Origin of the sequence: Thalassospira sp. UBA4513, assembly GCF_002388495.1 — a bacterium.
Classification (GTDB): Bacteria; Pseudomonadota; Alphaproteobacteria; order Rhodospirillales; family Thalassospiraceae; genus Thalassospira; species Thalassospira tepidiphila.
The window spans coordinates 65,826-83,844 of record NZ_DGMR01000009.1 but is presented as its reverse complement, the minus strand read 5'-3'; the positions used below and the strand labels follow the sequence as shown (position 1 = coordinate 83,844).

Below are 18,019 nucleotides of genomic sequence, written 5' to 3'. Positions count from 1 at the left end.
TTTCTATGGCCTTAGTAATCAAGCCTGAACTGAACGCCAGCCTTGCTATCGATTTCTGTGCTTTCGCTGGTGACACTGATATTTGGCGTGACTTCAATCTCGACTTCGACGCCGCTTGACCCCGGCGTTGACCCGGCCTTGGTGCCGACATAGACCCCCTCTGTCAGGTATTTGCCGACCTTGACCTCCGGCCCGTCTTCGCCGCCACCGACGCGCAGAACATCTGCACCGATAAAGCGCCGGATGCTGCCAACCACATCAAGGCCACTACCACCGCCAGAAAGTTCGTTGAGGGCACTTGCCAGTTGCACGGCCTCGACTGCCGACAGGCTGCCTTGGGATTTGCCAAACAGGACCTGAGACAGGATTTCGTCTTCTGGCAGGGACGGATTGGATGACAGGACAAGTTCCGGATCGCTTGACGGCCCCTGGAAGCCTGCGGTCACGACGAGGTCTTCGGTGGTATAGACGCCTTCGATATCAAGCATCGGATCAGGGGGCGACGCGCCGGCAAAGGTAATCTGAGAATCCCGGATCACAAATGTTTTGCCGATGACATCAAGCTGCCCGCGCAGGGCCGATAACTGCCCGGTGATGCGTGGATCATCGGTGGTGCCGGAAATTTCAAGGCGGCCGCCCCACTCGGAATCAAGTCCCTTACCGCGCACAAACAGACGCCCCGGGATATCAACAGTCACGTCAAGATTACCGGTAAAGGCATCATCAGCTTCCTGTGTATCCTCGGTCTTTTCGACCTGCGCAGCGTCCGGCAGATTTTCAATCTCGATGGTCGGAACCGATTCCGGCAAGGCCAGGGTCAGATCGACCTCCCCGCGCAGGACCGACACCGTGCTTTGGATATCGGCCTCTGACTGGGATCCGGTCACGCTGGCTTTTACATCCGCCCAGAATTGCAGTTCATCCTTACGTGATAGGGCAACATTGCGCAGATCAGCCGACACGTCATAGCGCATCTCGCCACCGTCTAGCAGATCAAGATCAACCGATGCATCAACAGTACCTTTGCCGCCATCCGTGGCCGTAATGGACGGAATGGAAAGACCGGCCTGATCAAAGGTGCCCTCAAGCGTCATCTGATCAAGGATGGTGCCGTACTCAAGGTTTTCATATCGTCCATTGGCAAGCGCAACATCCCCGTTCCAGCGGATATCATCAAGCGTCCCAGCGACATCAAGCGCAAGTTTGATCTTGCCCGACATCTGATGATCGGGTGCCGGGACATAAGGCCAGAATTCGGCAATTTGACCATTCACACGCACGCGGGCAGAAACCGGCGCAGCAAGATCCGGGCTGAATTCCTGTTCAAGCACGGAAATGGCAAGCGGAACATTGCCTTCGGCTGTCAGTGCTTCGACATCGCCATTGCCAAGCGACGCCTGCCCGGCAAGTTTGCCTTCCTCAAGCGTGATATCAAGCTGCATTTCAAAGGGCTTCAGCCCCGCCACTGCCTTTGCCGTGATGCCGGAAATGCGGCCATTGACCTGTGCACTTGGCAAGCTCCCGCGTGTTTCACGCAAGGACGCATCAAGGTTTGCGGTGCCGCTCAGCCCGTCAAAGCCGGAAATACGCCCCCACGGACCAAGATCAAAATCATTAAGGTGGAGCTCACCCGAAATGGATTTTTGCCCGGCTTCCTGATCAAGGCTTGCGACAAGATGGCCGGTGCCAACGGTCAGGTCGGCGTCCAGCTGCTGCCGTCCGTTTTCACGCAAAACAAATTGCAATGGTTTGCGAAGTTCAATCGTCTGATCGCCAATGATCGCTTCAAGCCGATTGGCGGTCACAGCGATATCATTGCCAAGCGACAGATCAGCAGCCAAGTCGGTCGAAATCGGTACATTGCCCTGATAAAGACCCGAACTCGTCAGCGTGATGGCAAGCGCATCCATGCCACCGTCAAGATCAAGGGCAAGCTCGTCAACGGCAATTGATCCGGCAATAATGTCACGACCATCCAGCTCCGCTGAAATTTCCGGCACGTCAAACGCATTACCGACCGTCGCGGTCAGTTCAACATCCTCGATCATTGTCGGATTGGTGTCATCTGTGCTTGCCATCCGCAGGCCCTTGGCCGATGCATTTGCCGTAATGCTTTGGCGTTGCCCATCCGGACGAAGGGCAATATCGGCCGTCACGGTACCGTTCACCAAGCTCACACCAAACTGATCGAAAAATTCGGCATCGAGATTTGACAGCGTAACATCACCGCGCATTGGAATGCTGTAATCGGGCAAGGCGATATCACCACTTAACGCGACATGTTCGCCTTTAAGCGATATCTGCTCAACGCGGAGCGCATCTTTGGGCAGGACAAGATTTGCAGCCACTTCATAAGGACGGTTGGCAAAGGTGAAGTTGCCCTTATTGGCAAGCGACAACACCGCCTGTTCTGACCAAGTCATGCGGCTGGTCAGTACGATATCGGAGAATTCCTGACCCGAAACAGCAAGGCTTGGAACACCCAATTCAAACGTCCCCGCGGGTGCAGTCAGGTCACCTTCAAGATTGGCTGTCAGCTTTGCCGGGGCCATTTCAATGCCCAGATCCGGCGGCACGGCACCAGATGCAATATCAAGCGTGCTTTCAAGCGACAGTTTCCCGAATGCCTCTGTAATGCGAAGCATCAGCGGACCGTCAATCATTGCGGTATCAAGTGCGCTGACATCGACGCTGAGATCAAGATCAGGCGCAAGAGTTACATCACCCGTGATACGCGGCTCGGGCCCGACGATACGATCAAGATCGGCAATCCCGAAACCGGCCTGACTGGCTAAAACCTCAATCCCGGTTTCCAGACCACGGGCCTCCGACCAGGTCAGGCCGGGCAAGGCAACTTGCCCCTGCCCGCGCAGATCAAGCCCCAAAATCGGCGCAAAAATCGCAAGATCACGGACATCGGCCACGATGTTTGATGTCGTGACGACCAGATCCTCGTTAACGTCCGCCTGCCCGCGGAGCGTCATATCAGGCGTGTTCAACGCCAGATTGCGGATCGCAATATCGGAAAAGTCCGGCGACATCCGCGCATCAAACGACATGTCCTGCGCCGCCCCCAGAAACGCCCCCAGATCCGGGTCATCCCAATCCGTGCCGGTCGCAGAAAATGCGACGGTTGCGTCAAGTGGCTCATCCGCGTCATCGGGGGCTGCTATATCTGCCTGCAAGGCGATGTCGCCGATACGCGACACTGGCGTTTTCACATCGCGACCATTTACCCGCAGCGAGACACCGGGCATCGAAAGATTGCCATTGGCCTGAACGGAAAGCCCAAGTTCCGCCCATGAAACTGCATCGTCAAGCAGTGCCGACATTGCAGGATCAATATCGGCCGTTAAATCGGCCGCAATCAGGCTGTCTTCAAGGTCAAGTTCCGTTGTGCCCGATAGCGCCAGCACATCTGCCATCGCAATCGAAATGCGATCAAACGAAAGGATTTGTTCTAATTGATCAAATGCCCCGCCAACGCCCAGTGCCACTTCTTTATCCATGCTTGCTGGCAATTGTTCGGTTATGCGTTCCTGCGGTGAAAGCGCACCGTCGAGGGTAAATGCCACAACATCCGACGACAGTTGAACGCCAATGTCGCTTGCAAGCGATGCATACCCCGCCGCCGACAGATCAATCTTGCCTTTCCAGTCATTGGCCGGACCATCGCCATTAAGCGCAATCTTGATATCGGTTGCGCTGGCCGGATCAATGCCAGCCAGGGTCATGACAAGCCCTTCGCGCCCCAACACCCCATCAATCTCGGCTGCAAGCTGTTGTCCGGGGCCGTCAAAATCCAGATCAAGTTTTATCCGGTCGGTACCGCCATCACGCGGCTGCAAATCCAGAAAGGCGGTCGCAGACAGGTTTGTGCCAACCTTTGCCCGCCCATTCAGGCTATAGAGGAAACTGTTACCGGTAACCTGATCAACAATGGCAATTTCGCCAAGCTCAAGCGCGTCAAGCGAAACCGCCAGCGGCATGGCAAAGCCACCGCCGTCTTCGTCCTCTTCCTCGACCGTTTCCGGTGCGGTGCCGTCGGGCAAAATGACATTGGTCGTTGCCAGACTGATCTGATTGATGTGCAACCGACCAGCCAAAAGTGCCATCGGCGACCAATCAAATTCGATATCATTGATATCAAGATGTAACCCATCTGTGGCGCGATCCATCGTCACCTGATCAAGGGTCAATTCAGTCCACAAACTGCCTTCGATCCGGCCAAGTTCAAATTCGCTGTCGGTTGCGGCGGATACGGCCTCGTTGATCATCGGGGTTGCCATCCGCAATACCGGACCGGTCCCGGCAACGGCAATCAGACCCGCAAGTCCAAGCACAGTCCCGCCCAGACCATAGGCACCATAGCGCAGCCACTTTGTCGAAGAACGGCGCGATGCGTAATGTTTGGGATTATTCGGTGGTGACGTGTCAGACCCGGTCAAAATGCCTGCCCCAGACTGATATAGAATTGAAAATCGTCATCAACGTTGTCGCGTTTATCAAGTGGTACTGCGACATCAAAACGCAGCGGCCCGACGGCGGTGTAATAACGGAAGCCAAGACCGGCAGCCCATAGAAGACTGATGTCTTCGGGTTCGGATCTGGCATAAACGTTACCACCTTCGATGAATGGCACGATGCCAAAGCTTTCGGTGACACGGGCGCGGAATTCGGCACCGACTTCCAGTACGGAACGCCCGCCCAGCGGATCATTGTCGGCATCAAGAGGGCCGACTTTCTGGTATTCGTAGCCCCGGATTGATCCGCCACCACCGGAATAATAGCGTTTGTTCGACGGCAGGTTACCGCGATCCTCGCCGATAATGGTACCGGTGCGCGCACGGGCCGCCAGGACATAGTCGCCTTCGTCGTCAATCGACAGGTATTGCGACCCGACGACCGATACGGTGGTGAAACCGGTATCCTTGTCTGTCAGCCCCATATAGGGCGATACGTTGATTTCAAAACGGTTCCCCCGGCTCGGATCAAGGGGATTGTCGGTGTTGTCATGGCGCAAGATGCCCCGCAAACCGGCAAGATAGAATTCCTCGTTCGGGGAGTCTGATCCGGTCAGGTCGGAATATTCCGCAGTGACACCAAATGTGGTTGTCCAGTTTTCCCAAAGCGGACGTTCGATACCGGCAAAGCTGTCCAAGGTTGAACCCTTATAGGCGTCGGTATCGTTGTTCTTGGCGTTGGCCTCGGCCACAAAGGACTGACGCCGTTCAAGAAACTGCGGCTTTTTGAATTCTGCCGACAGACCTTGTTCAAGGCTTGAAACATCGATCCCCAACCGCAGTCGTTCACCCGCACCAAACAAATTACGATGTTCCCAGAACGCGTTGGCACCCGGACCATCAGCGGTCGAGAAATTCACCCCGCCACCGATCGAACGCATTTTGCGTTCAACCACCTCGATCTCAACCGGGATTTCGCCATTGTCATTTACCGGACCGGCAACCTTGACGATCACACTGTCAAACAGGTTGGTTTGCGCCAGATCGCGGCGTGTGGTGCGCACCTGATCGGGATGATATTGTTCGCCCGACCGCCAGCTGCGGTATCCTGCGATAAAGTCCGCATCGACGTCCTCGGCCCCATTGACGGTGATCTTGCCAAAATCGGCCTGCGGCCCGGTTTCAAAGGCATAATTGATCGTAATGGTTTTTTGCGCGGTGTCGGCCAATACGGTTCGTTTACCAGCCTCGACAAGCGGATAGCCCTGTTCGCGCAGGATATCGACACCGTATTGTTCGCCCAGAATAATCGGCTCCGCGGTCGCGCGCTGCCCGATCTCAAGGCGGGTCTTTTCAAGTTCCTTATCCGTCGCATGGCGTTCCACCACACGATCGGGGTATGTGATCACAAGGTTCACCGCCGAAATCAGATAAGGTGTGCCGACATCGATATTATAGGTCAGAACCAGTGGGGTTGGCTGTTCGGTTGTTGATGCCAATGCATCATCTCCGGACTGGCCATCGGCCGGATCTTGTTCAGCACCAGCATCAGGTGCGTCTTGGGCTGGCGCGCTCGATATATCTGCGGCGGCCTTTTCATTAATTTCAAACGTGATCTGCCCGTCATAAAATCCCTTCGACCGCAGAACAGCCTGGAACCGTTCGACGTCATCTTCTGCACGGCGTTGCAGGCCCGCGCGCGAAGCGGTCGGGCGCGACTGCAAACGGCGCGCTGTACTAACCCCATCCAATGCCGCAATCAGATTTTCTTCCTGGGGATCAATGCCGGCGATTTCGACTTCATAGGGGATGGTTTGTTGCAGATCATTTTGCGCAATCTCGCTATCAGCACCGTCGCCAAAGCCAAGCACACCACTTAAGCCCTCGTCCGAGGTGCACGCCGAAAGCATCGAGCCCGCCAGTAAAAGCGGAACGATTGCAAACCTGCGCCTGAGGATCGGAGATGTGTCTAGGATGCGTTTATTCAAACCATCTTGCCCTTGAAAGCTTTGCGGACGCAGTGCAACGTACGCCAACCTGTTTGTTTCTGATCTCTTGTTTATATAAGTGCAAACGATCAGGATGATTAAATGTTTCACAGCAGGCCCAATGAAAACACCTTATTTTTATTGGACCTGCTGGTCGAGTGTGACCTGTGCCATGATCCATGAAAAAAAGGCATGGCTATGAACAATAAATGCGCTTGCGACGAACGATCTTTGGGCGTACCGGAAGTTGAGCGCAACATATTTACCCTCATCGTAGGAGAGCTGCACAGTGACTTTGCCCCAGACCAATACTGTCATCATCCGTGCAGCCGTGCGCGACGACCTTGATGGTCTTTGCGCGCTTGAAAGCGGCAATTTCGAAAGCGACCTGATTTCGCGGGCTTCTTTTTCGCGGTTCCTGCGTCAGGCCAGCGCGCGCCTTCTTGTCGCAGACGCCGGTGATGCCGATCATCCTGAAATTGTCGGGTATGGTTTGCTGTTGCTGCGCACCAATACGGTTACGGCACGGATTTACTCGCTGGCGATTGCAAAAGACTGGCGCGGCAAGGGTTTGGGCACACAGCTTTTGGCTGGCCTTGAAAATCTGGCGATGGATGCGGGATGCACGCGCATGCGCCTTGAAGTGCGTGTGACCAATGAAACCGCACGCAATCTATATGAACGCCATGGCTATGTCCGGATTGCCGACCTTCCGGGATATTACGAGGATGGCAGTGATGGCGTCCGCCTTGAACACGCACTTTATGATGGCGAAAGCGCTGTCAGCCCGGCGGTTGCCACCGGCGCGCCGCTGATTTTGGTCGACCGTCTGTCGGATCAACGCTTTGCCGTGTCTGGCGCACGTGTCATGCGGGTGCGCGATTATCTCGCACTTGATCACGGTGTACGCAACCGGCGCGTGATCAACCTGTGTCAGTCCTACGAATATCTTTCGCGGGGTTACTATTGCAGCCTTCTTGCGGCCGCCCGCGCAGAGCGCGTCATTCCCGAGGCCGATGTTCTTTTGGATTTGAACTGGAAACGGCTTCAGAAAACTGCCCGTGCGGAACTCAGCCCGCAAATCATCGAGGCACTGGAAAAATCCGGCCAGACGCCTGATCAGGCCCCGGATCATATCGATGTCTATTTCGGGCGAACTGCCAACAAGAAGTTTCGTCAGATTGGCGAACGCGCCTTTGATCAGTTCCGCTGCCCGATCTTGCGTCTGCATCTGAACAAGCAGGATCGCAGGATTTTGCGCGAAATCGAAGCCCCGTCGATCAGCCAGCTTGATGACGACAAACTTGTCGAGTTCGAGGCAGCACTCCGTGCCTATCTACGTGGGCGTGTGCGCAAACAGGGTAACGTCACCCCGCCGACCGCCCTTGTCGCCATCCTGCATGATCCGGACGAAGTTCTGCCACCGTCTGACAAGGAAGCACTTGCCAATTTCGTGCAGGCCGCATCCGATCTTGGGGCCAAGGCCGAGTTGATTACCGCCAAGGATTTCCATCATCTTTCGGAATTTGATGCCCTTTTGATCCGCGAAACCACGGCCCTTGATCACCATACCTATCGCTTTGCCAAGCGGGCGGTAAAGGAAGGTATTCCGGTGATCGATGATCCGGACTCGATGCTGCGCTGTACCAACAAGGTCTATTTGGCCGAATTGCTGCGCACACACCGTATCCCGGCACCCAAAAGTGCGATTTTCGATAAGCGCCGCATTCCCGACATCGCAAAGCAATTCAGTTTCCCGTCGGTTCTGAAGGTGCCCGATGGCTGCTTCTCGCGCGGGGTGCGCAAGGTCAAGTCGCCAGAACACCTGAACGAAGTCGCGACCGAGATGTTCAAGAACTCCGAACTTCTCGTCATTCAGGAATATGTCGAAACCACATTTGACTGGCGGATTGGCGTTCTGGGTGGTGAAGCCATCTTTGCCAGCCGCTATTTCATGGCACCGGGCCACTGGCAGATCGTCAAACACGAAGATGATGGCAAAAGCTATGAGGAAGGCGGGTTTGAAACCCTTGCGGTCGAAGATGCCCCTGCTGACATCGTTGCCACTGCCCTTGCCTCTGCCCGTTTGATGGGCGATGGCCTTTATGGTGTCGATGTCAAGGAAACGCCCTATGGCCCGATGGTGATCGAGGTCAATGACAACCCGAATATCGATGCCGGGGTCGAGGATGTGGTTCTGGGCATGGATTTGTATCGCCGGATCATTGCGCATCTTCTTGGCAAGATTGCGCGCCCATAAGGGCCTCTGCAGCATTCCATAAAAGAAAAAGGCCGGGTTTTTACCCGGCCTTTTTGTCAATGAAGACAGCGGCTTGTAGTTTATCACGGCCATAGCGCGCCATCAGATCAAACTCGTGACGCAGGATCGGCACCGACAGGCAATCGCTGCCGGTATAGGGTTCATGGTCTTCGCCAATGTCGGGATCACTGACATAGACAAACCGGTCATCAAAGCCCGAAACCACCACCCAATGCGGGATTTTATCGCCATAAATGCGGTATTGGCTGATCAGGACCAGGGCCATTTTGCCCTGTTTGGTGCGTTCTTCGATCTCGGCAATGCCAAACGGGCCGGTCGTAACCGAAATACCGGCATCAAGTGCCTGACGGGCAAAGTCGTAATGGACCAGTTCGACCACTTCGCGATTTTTCGGTTTGCGCACGGTATCAACAAATAACGGCCCGTCCCGGCTGCTCAGCACTTCGACATCAAAGCCGCGCTTGTGCGCCGCCAACGCCAAACCCAGCGGGCCACAGCCACCATGGCCAGATGTCATGAAAATCGTGGTGGCTTCGCGCCACAGCGCGATCTCAAGATTACGATCAAGTTCGATATCCTGATCCAGCGCATTCATCGCCATCATCAAGGCCGCCGGACCACAGGTAAATGGCAGGGTCTGGTGATAGAAATGGATGGGCGATGGCAAATGCATGGCATTGGGAACCAATACCTTTTCCATGCGAAGTGCATTCGAATGATCGGGATAATAGTCCGGATAAAGGGCAAATTCGCGATATCCGACTGCCTTGAAAAGCCGGATCGCATCCTTGTTTTTCTGGCTGACTTCAAGGCGCAGGATCGGTGTGCCGAAATCAAGGCTGAGTTCTTCGGCCCGTTCAATCAGGGCACGACCAATCCCCTGCCCGCGCTGATCAGGTGACACCGCCATCGAATAAAGGCGCGCAAGCGCGACGTTGCTGCGAAAAATCACCAGCGCGTAGCCAACTACAACGCCCCCGTCCTTGGTGGTTTCTGCCACGGTCAAACGCGCGGTTTCACTGCCGACGAAACGTTTGAAGGCACGCCGGGTCAGTCGGTCGACTTCAAAGGACCGGTTTTCAATCTCGCACAAGGCGTCGAGATCATCGTTCCTGGCCAGTCGAAATCTGATGTTGGAAAGTTGGTCTGCGTTTGACGTCATACCGGTGCCACTTGATAAAACCATGCCAGATACAGCATGCGCGGACATATCGTCATGAAACGCACAAAAGGAATAGTGCAATTTATGCGATGCTCACTGCGTTTTTTGCACAGCAACGCACCGCATAACCTGCAAATTCAAACGGCTTAGCCGCGTGCTGCGATCCGTGGTGCCAGCGGCGCCATATCATATCCGGCCTCCGCCGCGGCCTTGACGATATCGCCAACCTGCATCTGCCCGGCATTGGCCAGCGACCACAGGATGGTGCAGCGTGTACCACTGCGGCAATAGGCAAAGATGGGCTTTTCGGCGGCGGCCAGATTGGCTGCAAAGGCATCCGCATCCGCGTCCGACACATTGCCGCTTGCGACGGGCTGGAAGATCGCCTTCATACCGGCAGCCTCGGCCTTGGCGGCGACTTCGGAAAATGACGGCTGCCCGGGATCTTCGCCATCCGGGCGGTTGCAAATGATGGTCTTGAAACCGGCAGCAGCAATTTCGTCAATCGCAGCAAGCGGCATTTGCGGGGATACAGTCAGTTCATCACTCAGGCGTTTCATTTTTATATTCCGTTCGTCGTTGCTGGTCGCCGTGCCCAAGTGTGGGCATCAACAGCACGTCTATCCAACATACCGCAGAGATCTACGGACGCCAGCATAACGTTCAAACAACAACAGATCGAACGGAATATTCCGGTTTCAAACGCCGTTTATTACCTTATTTGGAAAGCGGACAGGTCCGCAGGCCAAACAGCATGTAAAGCGGGCAGAAACGCAGTGCCGCAGTCGCCAACATGACAACACCTGCAGCAATCATCACCCAGCCATAAACGCCGTACGCCATGCCGCCACCTTCGGGCGCGGCAGAAACAAACGGAATGGCCAGCAAAACAACACCGGCAATCGCACGGACAACACGGTCGAGGGTTCCAACATTCGCCATAACTTCCTCCTTGGGAAAAGCTCTGATGGAATGATTTATAACATTATAATCCAATCGATTACTTTGATACTTATCAATCACCTCCATGCGGATCGGTACTTTGATGGATGCCCTGCTTCGTGGCTTGCCCAATGGTTGCGAGCATGCCAAAAGTTCAAAACCCAAATGATATCAAGCTCCTCAGGAAACGCGCAGATATGAGCAATACCGCAAAGGCCGTTCAGGATTTTCCGTCATGGCGTCTAACCAATCCGAATGGTGTGTTTTCAGATTGGCTGAAGGCATCCTGCGCGGATCAATGGCGTGCGGTAACCCACCATGTCTTTACCGATGCCTGGGGTGATGCAGCACTTCCCAAGGCCAATCTTGAAAACTACCTTATTCAGGATCACCGGTTTATTGATCGGTTTGTTGCCCTGCTGGCCGCGGCCGTATCGCGCGCACCAAGCCTGAAGGATCGCATTCCGGGGTGTCAGTTCCTTGCCCTGGTCACGGGCGAAGAAAACACCTATTTCGAACGATCCTTTGCCGCCCTTGGCGTGTCAGATGATGCACGTGAAAACATGCCGGACTGGCCGGCAACAGCAGCGTTCAAGCAGCTTATGAAAGATGCCACGGACAGCAACAGTTACGCCAATATGCTGGCTGTTCTGGCCGTTGCCGAGGGCACCTATCTTGGCTGGGCGGATCGGGTCAACAAGGCCATCGCCAAACGCCCCGATGATTTCTGGTACGCCGAATGGATTGATCTGCATGTCGGGGGGTATTTTGAAAGTGTCGTTGCCTACCTGAATAGCCAACTGGATCAAGTCGGACCGTCACTGTCAGAGGAAGACCGCGCCGAATGCCTGTCCTATTTCAAACGTGCAACCGATCTTGAATGTCAGTTCTTTGATACGGCATGGGGACCACAAGAATGATCACAATTCGTCCGTTTGCGAACAGTGATGCCACGGCCTTGGTCGAAATTTATCGCCACTCCGTTACGGAAATTGGCCCCAACGCCTATAACCCCGAACAGGTTGCGGTGTGGGCAAAGCTTCTGCCGACGCCGGAACGGTTTATCGAAATCATGACAGATGGACGGTTCAGCCTTGTCGCGGTTGATGACAATGATCAGGTTGTCGCCTTTGGCGATGTCGAGGCCGATGGCCATATCGGGTTTCTGTATGCCCTGCCCGATTTTGCGGGCAAAGGTATTGTGACAAAGCTGTACGACGCGCTTGAAACGCACGCCCGCAAACAGGATATCGGCAAGCTTTATTCCGAGGCCAGTGAATTTGCCAAATCCTTCCTGCTTAAACAGGGCTTTAGCGTTGTGGAGCGTCGCGATTTCGAAGTCGCTGGTGTCCCCATTCACAATTACGCGGTTGAAAAGCGCCTGCGGGCACCACGCTGAACCAAATCACTGCATCACACATAAAAAAAGGCTGCCATCCGGCAGCCTTTTTCTCTAGTCGCGCAGGCCACGCTTGGCGGCCCCCAAAACACGATCAATAAACACATCCGACTGCCCGATATAATTGACCGGGTTACGGATATGCGCCCAATCCACCGGGGCGTCGGTCAGTTTTGGCAATTCATCAAACAGGTTCGATGCGTTTTCTGCCGACTTGGCAATCGCATCTTTGACCAGTTTATCCGCGGCATCGCGGCCAAGGTGATCGGCCAGCGCAAATGTTGCGGCCTCTGCCAGCATCGCCCCGCGTGACAGTTCAAGGTTTTCGGCCATGCGGCTGGCATTGATCTTAAGATCCGGCACCATATCAACCGCCTGCGCAAGTGCGGCACCGGTTGCTGTAATGATCTGTGGCAAGGTCAACCATTCCAGAAGCCAGCTTGCCCCGCTTCGTTCATGATCATGGAGCTGCGCCTGGGCAAAGGTGCCCAGCAGCCCGGCATTGAAACGCGCAAGGGTTACCAGCATTTCCGCCTGCACCGGATTGGATTTATGCGGCATGGTCGACGAACCGCCGCCCTTGCCCGGTTGAACCTCGGCAATTTCGGACTGTGCAAGCAGAACCAAGTCCTGCCCCATCTTGCCAAGCGCGCCGGTTAACGCTGTTAACTGGCTTGCGAAATCAACAAGGACGTCACGCTGCGCATGCCAGGGCATATCGGCAAGCGGAAGTTCAAGTTCTTCGGAAAGATTGCTTTCGACGTCTGCGGCCTTCACCCCGATCGAGGCCAATGTCCCCGCAGCGCCGCCAAACGAAATGCGCAACAAATCCGATGACAGGCTATCAATCCGATGATCAATCCGTACAAGCGGTGCGAGCCATCCGGCAGCCTTGAGGCCAAAGGTCGTCGGGACAGCCTGTTGGGATCGCGTCCGACCGATCATTACCGTTGTGCGATGGGTGTCGGCATGGGCAGACAGCGCCTTGGCCAGTTTGCGAATGCGGCGACGGATAATCGCAACCGCATCACGCAGCTGCAGGACAAGTGCGCTATCAACCACATCCTGGCTGGTGGCGCCAAAATGGACATAGCGTGCGTCGTCACCACCAATTTCCGCCTTGAGCGCCTTAACAAGGGCTGGGACCGGCACACCGGCACTGGCCGTTCCCGCCGCAAGGCTTGCCGGATCGGGTGTAAAGTCACGGCAAACTTCGGCGATGCGGGTGGCACTTTTTTCGGGAATCACACCTGCGCGCGCCTCGGCCGCGGCAAGGGCCGATTCAAAAAGCAGCATGGATGCAATCTGTGCCCGGTCATCAAACAGGGCTGCGATCTCCGGATCGGAAAACAGATCTCCAAGCAGGGCAGAGTCAAAGGGTGAAACGCTCATCAGGGTTCATCCACCGTTCAAACAGGTGTGAAATCAAGTCGATAGTGTCGCGCCAGCAACCATATTGGTCAATAACGCAAAAAGAAGCCCCTGCCCGTCAACCGGCACAGGGGCACCTTTTTCAAGATCAATCAGCCATCAGCCTCAAACAGCTTCAAGCGCAATCGCGATCCCCTGACCGACACCAATGCACATGGTCGCCAGTGCACGCTTGCCACCAGCACGTTTCATTTGAAGCGCAGCCGTGCCGGTGATACGTGCACCCGACATACCCAACGGATGACCAAGGGCAATCGCACCACCATTCGGGTTCACACGCGCATCGTCATCGGCAATGCCAAGATCACGAAGCGTTGCAAGCCCTTGGGATGCAAAGGCTTCGTTGAGTTCGATCACGTCAAGCTGCTCTGTCGACCAGCCAAGACGTGCGAGAAGTTTTTTCGACGCCGGTGCCGGGCCAAAGCCCATGATGCGCGGCGCTACACCCGCAGTCGCACCACCAACAACCCGTGCAATCGGGGTCAGGCCGTATTTCTTGACCGCGGCCTCCGATGCTATGATCAGGGCCGCGGCCCCGTCATTGACACCCGATGCGTTGCCAGCCGTAACCGAGCCGCCTTCGCGGAACGGGGTCGGCAATTTGGCAAGCTTTTCGGCCGTGGTGCCCGGACGCGGATGTTCATCCTTGTCCACGACAATGGCATCGCCTTTACGCTGCGGGATGGTGACCGGGGTAATTTCCTCGGCCAGATTACCATTTTCCTGTGCGGCAACCGCCTTGTCCTGCGACCGGGCGGCAAAGGCATCCTGATCTTCGCGCGAAATATTGAAGTCCTCGGCAACGTTTTCGCCGGTTTCGGGCATGGAATCCACGCCGTACTGTTTCTTCATCACCGGGTTGACGAACCGCCAGCCGATGGTGGTGTCATAAATTTCCGCATTGCGCGAAAATGCCGACGTCGCCTTTGGCATGACAAACGGCGCACGTGACATGCTTTCAACGCCACCGGCAATCATCAGATCGGCTTCGCCCGATTTGATGGCGCGGGCGGCCATAATGATCGCATCCATGCCCGAACCGCACAGACGGTTGACCGTGGTTCCGGTCACTGTTTCCGGAAGCCCTGCCAAAAGCGACGACATACGCGCAACGTTGCGGTTGTCTTCACCAGCCTGGTTGGCACAGCCAAAGATGACATCGTCAACAGCGGCAAAATCCAGATCCGGATTGCGGTCGATCAGCGCCTTAAGCGGAACAGCGCCAAGATCATCGGCGCGCACCTGCGACAGGCTGCCACCAAAGCGGCCAATCGGGGTGCGGATATAATCGCAAATATATGCGTCAGCCATTTCTAAGATCCTTATTATTGCTCTTACTGCTGGTCCCCGTGGGCCTTGGCGGTACGAGCATGCAGTTCACGCAGAACCTGCAATTCTTTCTCGGACGGGATCGCAGTTTCCGCGACTTCGTCGGCAAACTCAACATCCCAACCGGTATTTTCGATGATTTCTTCGCGGGTTACGCCCGGATGGATCGAGGTCACAACGAATTGCTTGCCCTCCGGATGCGGTTCCATGATGCAAAGATCGGTGATCAGACGCGACGGCCCCTTGGTATCAACGCCGTAAGATGCACGGTCATTGCCACCCTTGCCGTGACCAAGCGATGTCACGAAATCGATCTTTTCGACAAAGCCACGTTTGCTTTGCTTCATCACCAAAAACACTTCGCCACAGCTGGTCGCGATTTCCGGCGCACCACCGCCACCCGGCAGACGGACTTTGGGGTTGTCGTAATCACCAATCACGGTGGTGTTGATGTTGCCGTACTTGTCAAGCTGGGCCGCACCAAGGAAGCCAACCGAAATCTTGCCACCCTGCAGCCAGTAACGGAACATTTCCGGCACGGCGACGGTGTTCACAGCGGTTTCGCACAACTCACCATCACCGATCGACAGCGGCAGGACGTCCGGTTTGGTACCAATCGTGCCACTTTCATAAATAAGCGTAATGTCGGGCGCATGGGTCAGGCGTGCCAAGTTGCACGCAGCCGACGGCATCCCGATGCCAACAAAGCACACATCGTCGTTTTTAAGCGCACGTGCAGCGGATACCGTCATCATTTCAGTCGGGGTATATTCAACCATGATTTTTCCTCCGCTTAGCCTTTGTTTGCTTCACGCTTGGCCGCGAAATCTTCGGGACCGCCATTAATGACATGCTCTTCGAGCCAGGCCTGGAACGTTTCGCGATCACGTGCAATCGGATCCCATGCCTTATAGAACGCGTTGTCGCGCTTATAATATCCTTGGGCGTAGGACGGATGCGCCCCACCCGGCACTTCAACAATCGCAGTCACCGCCCAGTTCGGCAGCATGACGGCGTTGGGTGAAATATCGCCGAAATCATCGACGATCTCTTCGACAGTGATGATCGATTTTTTAGCGGCCAGAACGGCTTCTTTCTGCACACCGACAATACCTTCAAACAGGACGTCGCCCTTTTTGTTGGCTTTCTGGGCATGCACGACAGTGACATCCGGGCGGATCGCCGGAACAGCGGCAAGGCTTTCGCCAGTGAATGGGCATTCGATGAACTTGATGTTCGGGTTCACACGCGGCAATTCCGCCCCGCGATAGCCCTTGAACACCGCACAAGGCAGGCCAGCCGCACCCGCGTCATAGGCATTTGCCATCGCTGCGTGGCTGTGTTCTTCGATTTCAAGCTTGGTCGGCCAGCTTTTTTCATAGGCATCGCGCAGACGGTGTAACGAGCCGACACCGGGGTTACCGCCCCAGGAAAAGATCAGCTTCTTGGCACAACCGGCACCGATCAACTGATCATAGATCACATCAGGTGTCATGCGGACCAAGGTCAGGTTCTTGATGCCCTGACGGATAATCTCGTGCCCTGCGGCGTGCGGGATCAGATGGGTAAAGCCTTCCATCGAGATGGTGTCGCCATCCTTAACGCAGGATGCGACGGCCTCTTTAAGCGACATGAAACGTGCAACCACGGCAAAACTCCTGTGGCATCAATCCAAAACATTAGAAACGCGGGGCAACTGCCCCGGCAGTGCAGGAAATTCAGGTCGATGGCTGCGACCGCCGGCTTTCCCCAAAGCAGCGGACGCAGCCATCGGGCCAGATCGACTTACACGTCGAAGAACACGGTTTCAGCATTCCCCTGCATGTGAATATCGATCCGGTATTCAATCCCCGTCGGGGTTTCGACACGCTTGGCAATCAGGGTGTCGCGACGATCCGCTGGCACCGACTGCAAGACAGGGTCCTTGGCATTCAGATCCGCCTCATCGTCGAAGTAAAAACGGGTAAAGGCGTGAACCAGCATGCCGCGCATAAAGACGATAACGTTGACAAACGGCGCCTCGGCATCGGCAACAACACCCGGCTTTACCGTATCAAACCAAAAGCGCAGCTTGGCATCCGTGCCGGTGCCGCAACGGCCAAGCCCGCGGAAACCGGTATCAGCCACATCAATCGGCTTTTCGTTGTAATTGCCGTCGGCGTCGGCCTGCCAGATTTCGATCATCGCGTCATTGACCGGGTTGCCGTCGCCATCAAAGACGGTACCGGTAATGCGGATATGTTCACCCTTGGCATCCGGGCCGGCAACGGTCGGATCGGCGATGTCGGTAAAGTCGTATGCGTACTGGCCTGCGGTCAAGCCATAGGCGAAATACGGACCAACCGTCTGAGAGGGGGTTTCACCATAAGCCATGACTTAATTCTCCATCGGGGTGCCGTTGCGTCCACGCAGGACAATGTCGAACTGATAACCAAGGGCAAAGCCCTCCTCGGTCTTGTCGATCGAGAATTTGGCAATCAGGCGTTCACGGGCTGCTGCGTCCTCGGTGCCAAGGAAAATCGGATCAAGATCAAGCAGCGGATCACCCGGGAAATACATCTGGGTCACAAGACGGGTGGCAAAACCCGGACCAAACAACGACAGGTGAATATGGTTCGGACGCCAGGCATTGAAGTGGTTGCCCCACGGATAGGCCCCCGGCTTGATGGTATAGAATTTGTAGTTGCCCTGATCATCGGTAAAGCAACGCCCCGACCCGCGGAAGTTCGGATCCAGCGGCGCGTCATGCTGATCGACCTTGTGCACGTAACGGCCTGCTGCGTTCGCCTGCCAGACTTCGACCAGGATATTGGGCTGCGGACGACCATCGGTATCCATCACCCGGCCATGCACAACAATGCGTTCGCCAAGCGGCTCGCCATTGACGACACCGTTCTTGGTCAGATCGAAATCAAGCTCACGCACAGATGCCGGGGCAAAACGCGGACCGGTGCCCTCGGTCAGTCCCGATTTGATGGCAAGCGGTGCTTGGGTCGGACCACGCAACAGGGTCGATTTGTAACC

The 18,019-nt window shown here is 55.6% G+C and carries 14 protein-coding genes; 3 read left to right on the top strand and 11 right to left on the bottom strand.

The features are described from left to right. Nucleotides 1-11: 11 nt before the first annotated feature. Together B2T33_RS03630 and B2T33_RS03625 are read right to left on the bottom strand one after the other, a co-directional pair. The gene (locus B2T33_RS03630) at nucleotides 12-4,448 is read right to left on the bottom strand and encodes a translocation/assembly module TamB domain-containing protein (RefSeq protein WP_286791169.1); all 4,437 of its coding nucleotides are present in this window, start codon (nucleotides 4,446-4,448) and stop codon (nucleotides 12-14) included. Further along, nucleotides 4,445-6,373, bottom strand: coding sequence for an autotransporter assembly complex protein TamA (locus B2T33_RS03625; protein WP_286791168.1), 1,929 nt, complete (start codon nucleotides 6,371-6,373; stop codon nucleotides 4,445-4,447). Before B2T33_RS03625 ends, B2T33_RS03630 begins: the two co-directional genes overlap by 4 nt. A gap of 367 nt (nucleotides 6,374-6,740) precedes the next feature. Between B2T33_RS03625 and B2T33_RS03620 the strand changes: the two genes are divergently transcribed. Beyond that, entirely contained in the window at nucleotides 6,741-8,711 is a 1,971-nt protein-coding gene (locus B2T33_RS03620) for a GNAT family N-acetyltransferase (RefSeq protein WP_083997160.1), read from the top strand. A 40-nt stretch (nucleotides 8,712-8,751) separates the two neighbouring features. Here the strand turns inward: B2T33_RS03620 and B2T33_RS03615 are convergent, their stop codons facing one another. From B2T33_RS03615 to B2T33_RS03605, 3 genes are all read right to left on the bottom strand, one after another. Continuing rightward, complete coding sequence (locus tag B2T33_RS03615; RefSeq protein ID WP_286791167.1) at nucleotides 8,752-9,894, bottom strand: peptidase C39 family protein; 1,143 nt, start codon at nucleotides 9,892-9,894, stop codon at nucleotides 8,752-8,754. A 146-nt stretch (nucleotides 9,895-10,040) separates the two neighbouring features. Continuing rightward, nucleotides 10,041-10,454, bottom strand: a complete 414-nt coding sequence (locus B2T33_RS03610; RefSeq protein ID WP_008891887.1) for a TIGR01244 family sulfur transferase — start codon at nucleotides 10,452-10,454, stop codon at nucleotides 10,041-10,043. A 157-nt stretch (nucleotides 10,455-10,611) separates the two neighbouring features. Then, nucleotides 10,612-10,836 carry a YgaP family membrane protein gene (locus B2T33_RS03605; protein ID WP_120225922.1) on the bottom strand — a complete coding sequence of 75 codons (225 nt, stop codon included), beginning with the start codon at nucleotides 10,834-10,836 and terminating at the stop codon, nucleotides 10,612-10,614. 197 nt (nucleotides 10,837-11,033) lie between these two features. Between B2T33_RS03605 and B2T33_RS03600 the strand changes: the two genes are divergently transcribed. Together B2T33_RS03600 and B2T33_RS03595 are read left to right on the top strand one after the other, a co-directional pair. Then, nucleotides 11,034-11,756, top strand: a complete 723-nt coding sequence (locus tag B2T33_RS03600) for a TenA family protein (protein WP_286791166.1) — start codon at nucleotides 11,034-11,036, stop codon at nucleotides 11,754-11,756. After that, entirely contained in the window at nucleotides 11,753-12,235 is a 483-nt protein-coding gene (locus tag B2T33_RS03595; protein ID WP_286791165.1) for a GNAT family N-acetyltransferase, read from the top strand. The genes B2T33_RS03600 and B2T33_RS03595 overlap by 4 nt, the downstream gene beginning before the upstream one ends. 54 nt (nucleotides 12,236-12,289) lie before the next feature. Here B2T33_RS03595 and pcaB read toward each other — a convergent pair whose 3' ends face one another. From pcaB to pcaH, 6 genes are all read right to left on the bottom strand, one after another. Then, a complete protein-coding gene (gene pcaB, locus B2T33_RS03590; RefSeq protein ID WP_286791164.1) occupies nucleotides 12,290-13,627 on the bottom strand; it encodes a 3-carboxy-cis,cis-muconate cycloisomerase in 1,338 nt (445 codons plus the stop codon). A 144-nt stretch (nucleotides 13,628-13,771) separates the two neighbouring features. After that, nucleotides 13,772-14,977, bottom strand: coding sequence for a 3-oxoadipyl-CoA thiolase (gene pcaF / locus B2T33_RS03585; protein ID WP_286791163.1), 1,206 nt, complete (start codon nucleotides 14,975-14,977; stop codon nucleotides 13,772-13,774). A 23-nt stretch (nucleotides 14,978-15,000) separates the two neighbouring features. Beyond that, nucleotides 15,001-15,774, bottom strand: a complete 774-nt coding sequence (locus B2T33_RS03580) for a CoA-transferase subunit beta (protein ID WP_064782043.1) — start codon at nucleotides 15,772-15,774, stop codon at nucleotides 15,001-15,003. Nucleotides 15,775-15,788: 14 nt separating this feature from the next. After that, on the bottom strand, nucleotides 15,789-16,643 hold the full coding sequence (locus tag B2T33_RS03575) for a CoA transferase subunit A (RefSeq protein WP_008891894.1): 855 nt from the start codon (nucleotides 16,641-16,643) through the stop codon (nucleotides 15,789-15,791). A 137-nt stretch (nucleotides 16,644-16,780) separates the two neighbouring features. Beyond that, a complete protein-coding gene (gene pcaG / locus B2T33_RS03570) occupies nucleotides 16,781-17,368 on the bottom strand; it encodes a protocatechuate 3,4-dioxygenase subunit alpha (protein WP_210518147.1) in 588 nt (195 codons plus the stop codon). A 3-nt stretch (nucleotides 17,369-17,371) separates the two neighbouring features. Continuing rightward, a partial coding sequence (gene pcaH, locus B2T33_RS03565) for a protocatechuate 3,4-dioxygenase subunit beta (protein ID WP_286791162.1) occupies nucleotides 17,372-18,019 on the bottom strand: 648 nt, incomplete at its 5' end.

Excerpts from the sequence above, each read along its gene's own strand:
- B2T33_RS03625 (WP_286791168.1), bottom strand. The coding sequence starts at position 6,373 with ATGCTTTCGGCGTGCACCTCGGACGAGGGCTTAAGTGGTGTGCTTGGC.
- B2T33_RS03615 (WP_286791167.1), bottom strand. The coding sequence starts at position 9,894 with ATGACGTCAAACGCAGACCAACTTTCCAACATCAGATTTCGACTGGCC.
- B2T33_RS03610 (WP_008891887.1), bottom strand. The coding sequence starts at position 10,454 with ATGAAACGCCTGAGTGATGAACTGACTGTATCCCCGCAAATGCCGCTT.
- B2T33_RS03605 (WP_120225922.1), bottom strand. The coding sequence starts at position 10,836 with ATGGCGAATGTTGGAACCCTCGACCGTGTTGTCCGTGCGATTGCCGGT.
- B2T33_RS03600 (WP_286791166.1), top strand. The coding sequence starts at position 11,034 with ATGAGCAATACCGCAAAGGCCGTTCAGGATTTTCCGTCATGGCGTCTA.
- B2T33_RS03595 (WP_286791165.1), top strand. The coding sequence starts at position 11,753 with ATGATCACAATTCGTCCGTTTGCGAACAGTGATGCCACGGCCTTGGTC.
- pcaB (WP_286791164.1), bottom strand. The coding sequence starts at position 13,627 with ATGAGCGTTTCACCCTTTGACTCTGCCCTGCTTGGAGATCTGTTTTCC.
- pcaF (WP_286791163.1), bottom strand. The coding sequence starts at position 14,977 with ATGGCTGACGCATATATTTGCGATTATATCCGCACCCCGATTGGCCGC.
- B2T33_RS03580 (WP_064782043.1), bottom strand. The coding sequence starts at position 15,774 with ATGGTTGAATATACCCCGACTGAAATGATGACGGTATCCGCTGCACGT.
- pcaG (WP_210518147.1), bottom strand. The coding sequence starts at position 17,368 with ATGGCTTATGGTGAAACCCCCTCTCAGACGGTTGGTCCGTATTTCGCC.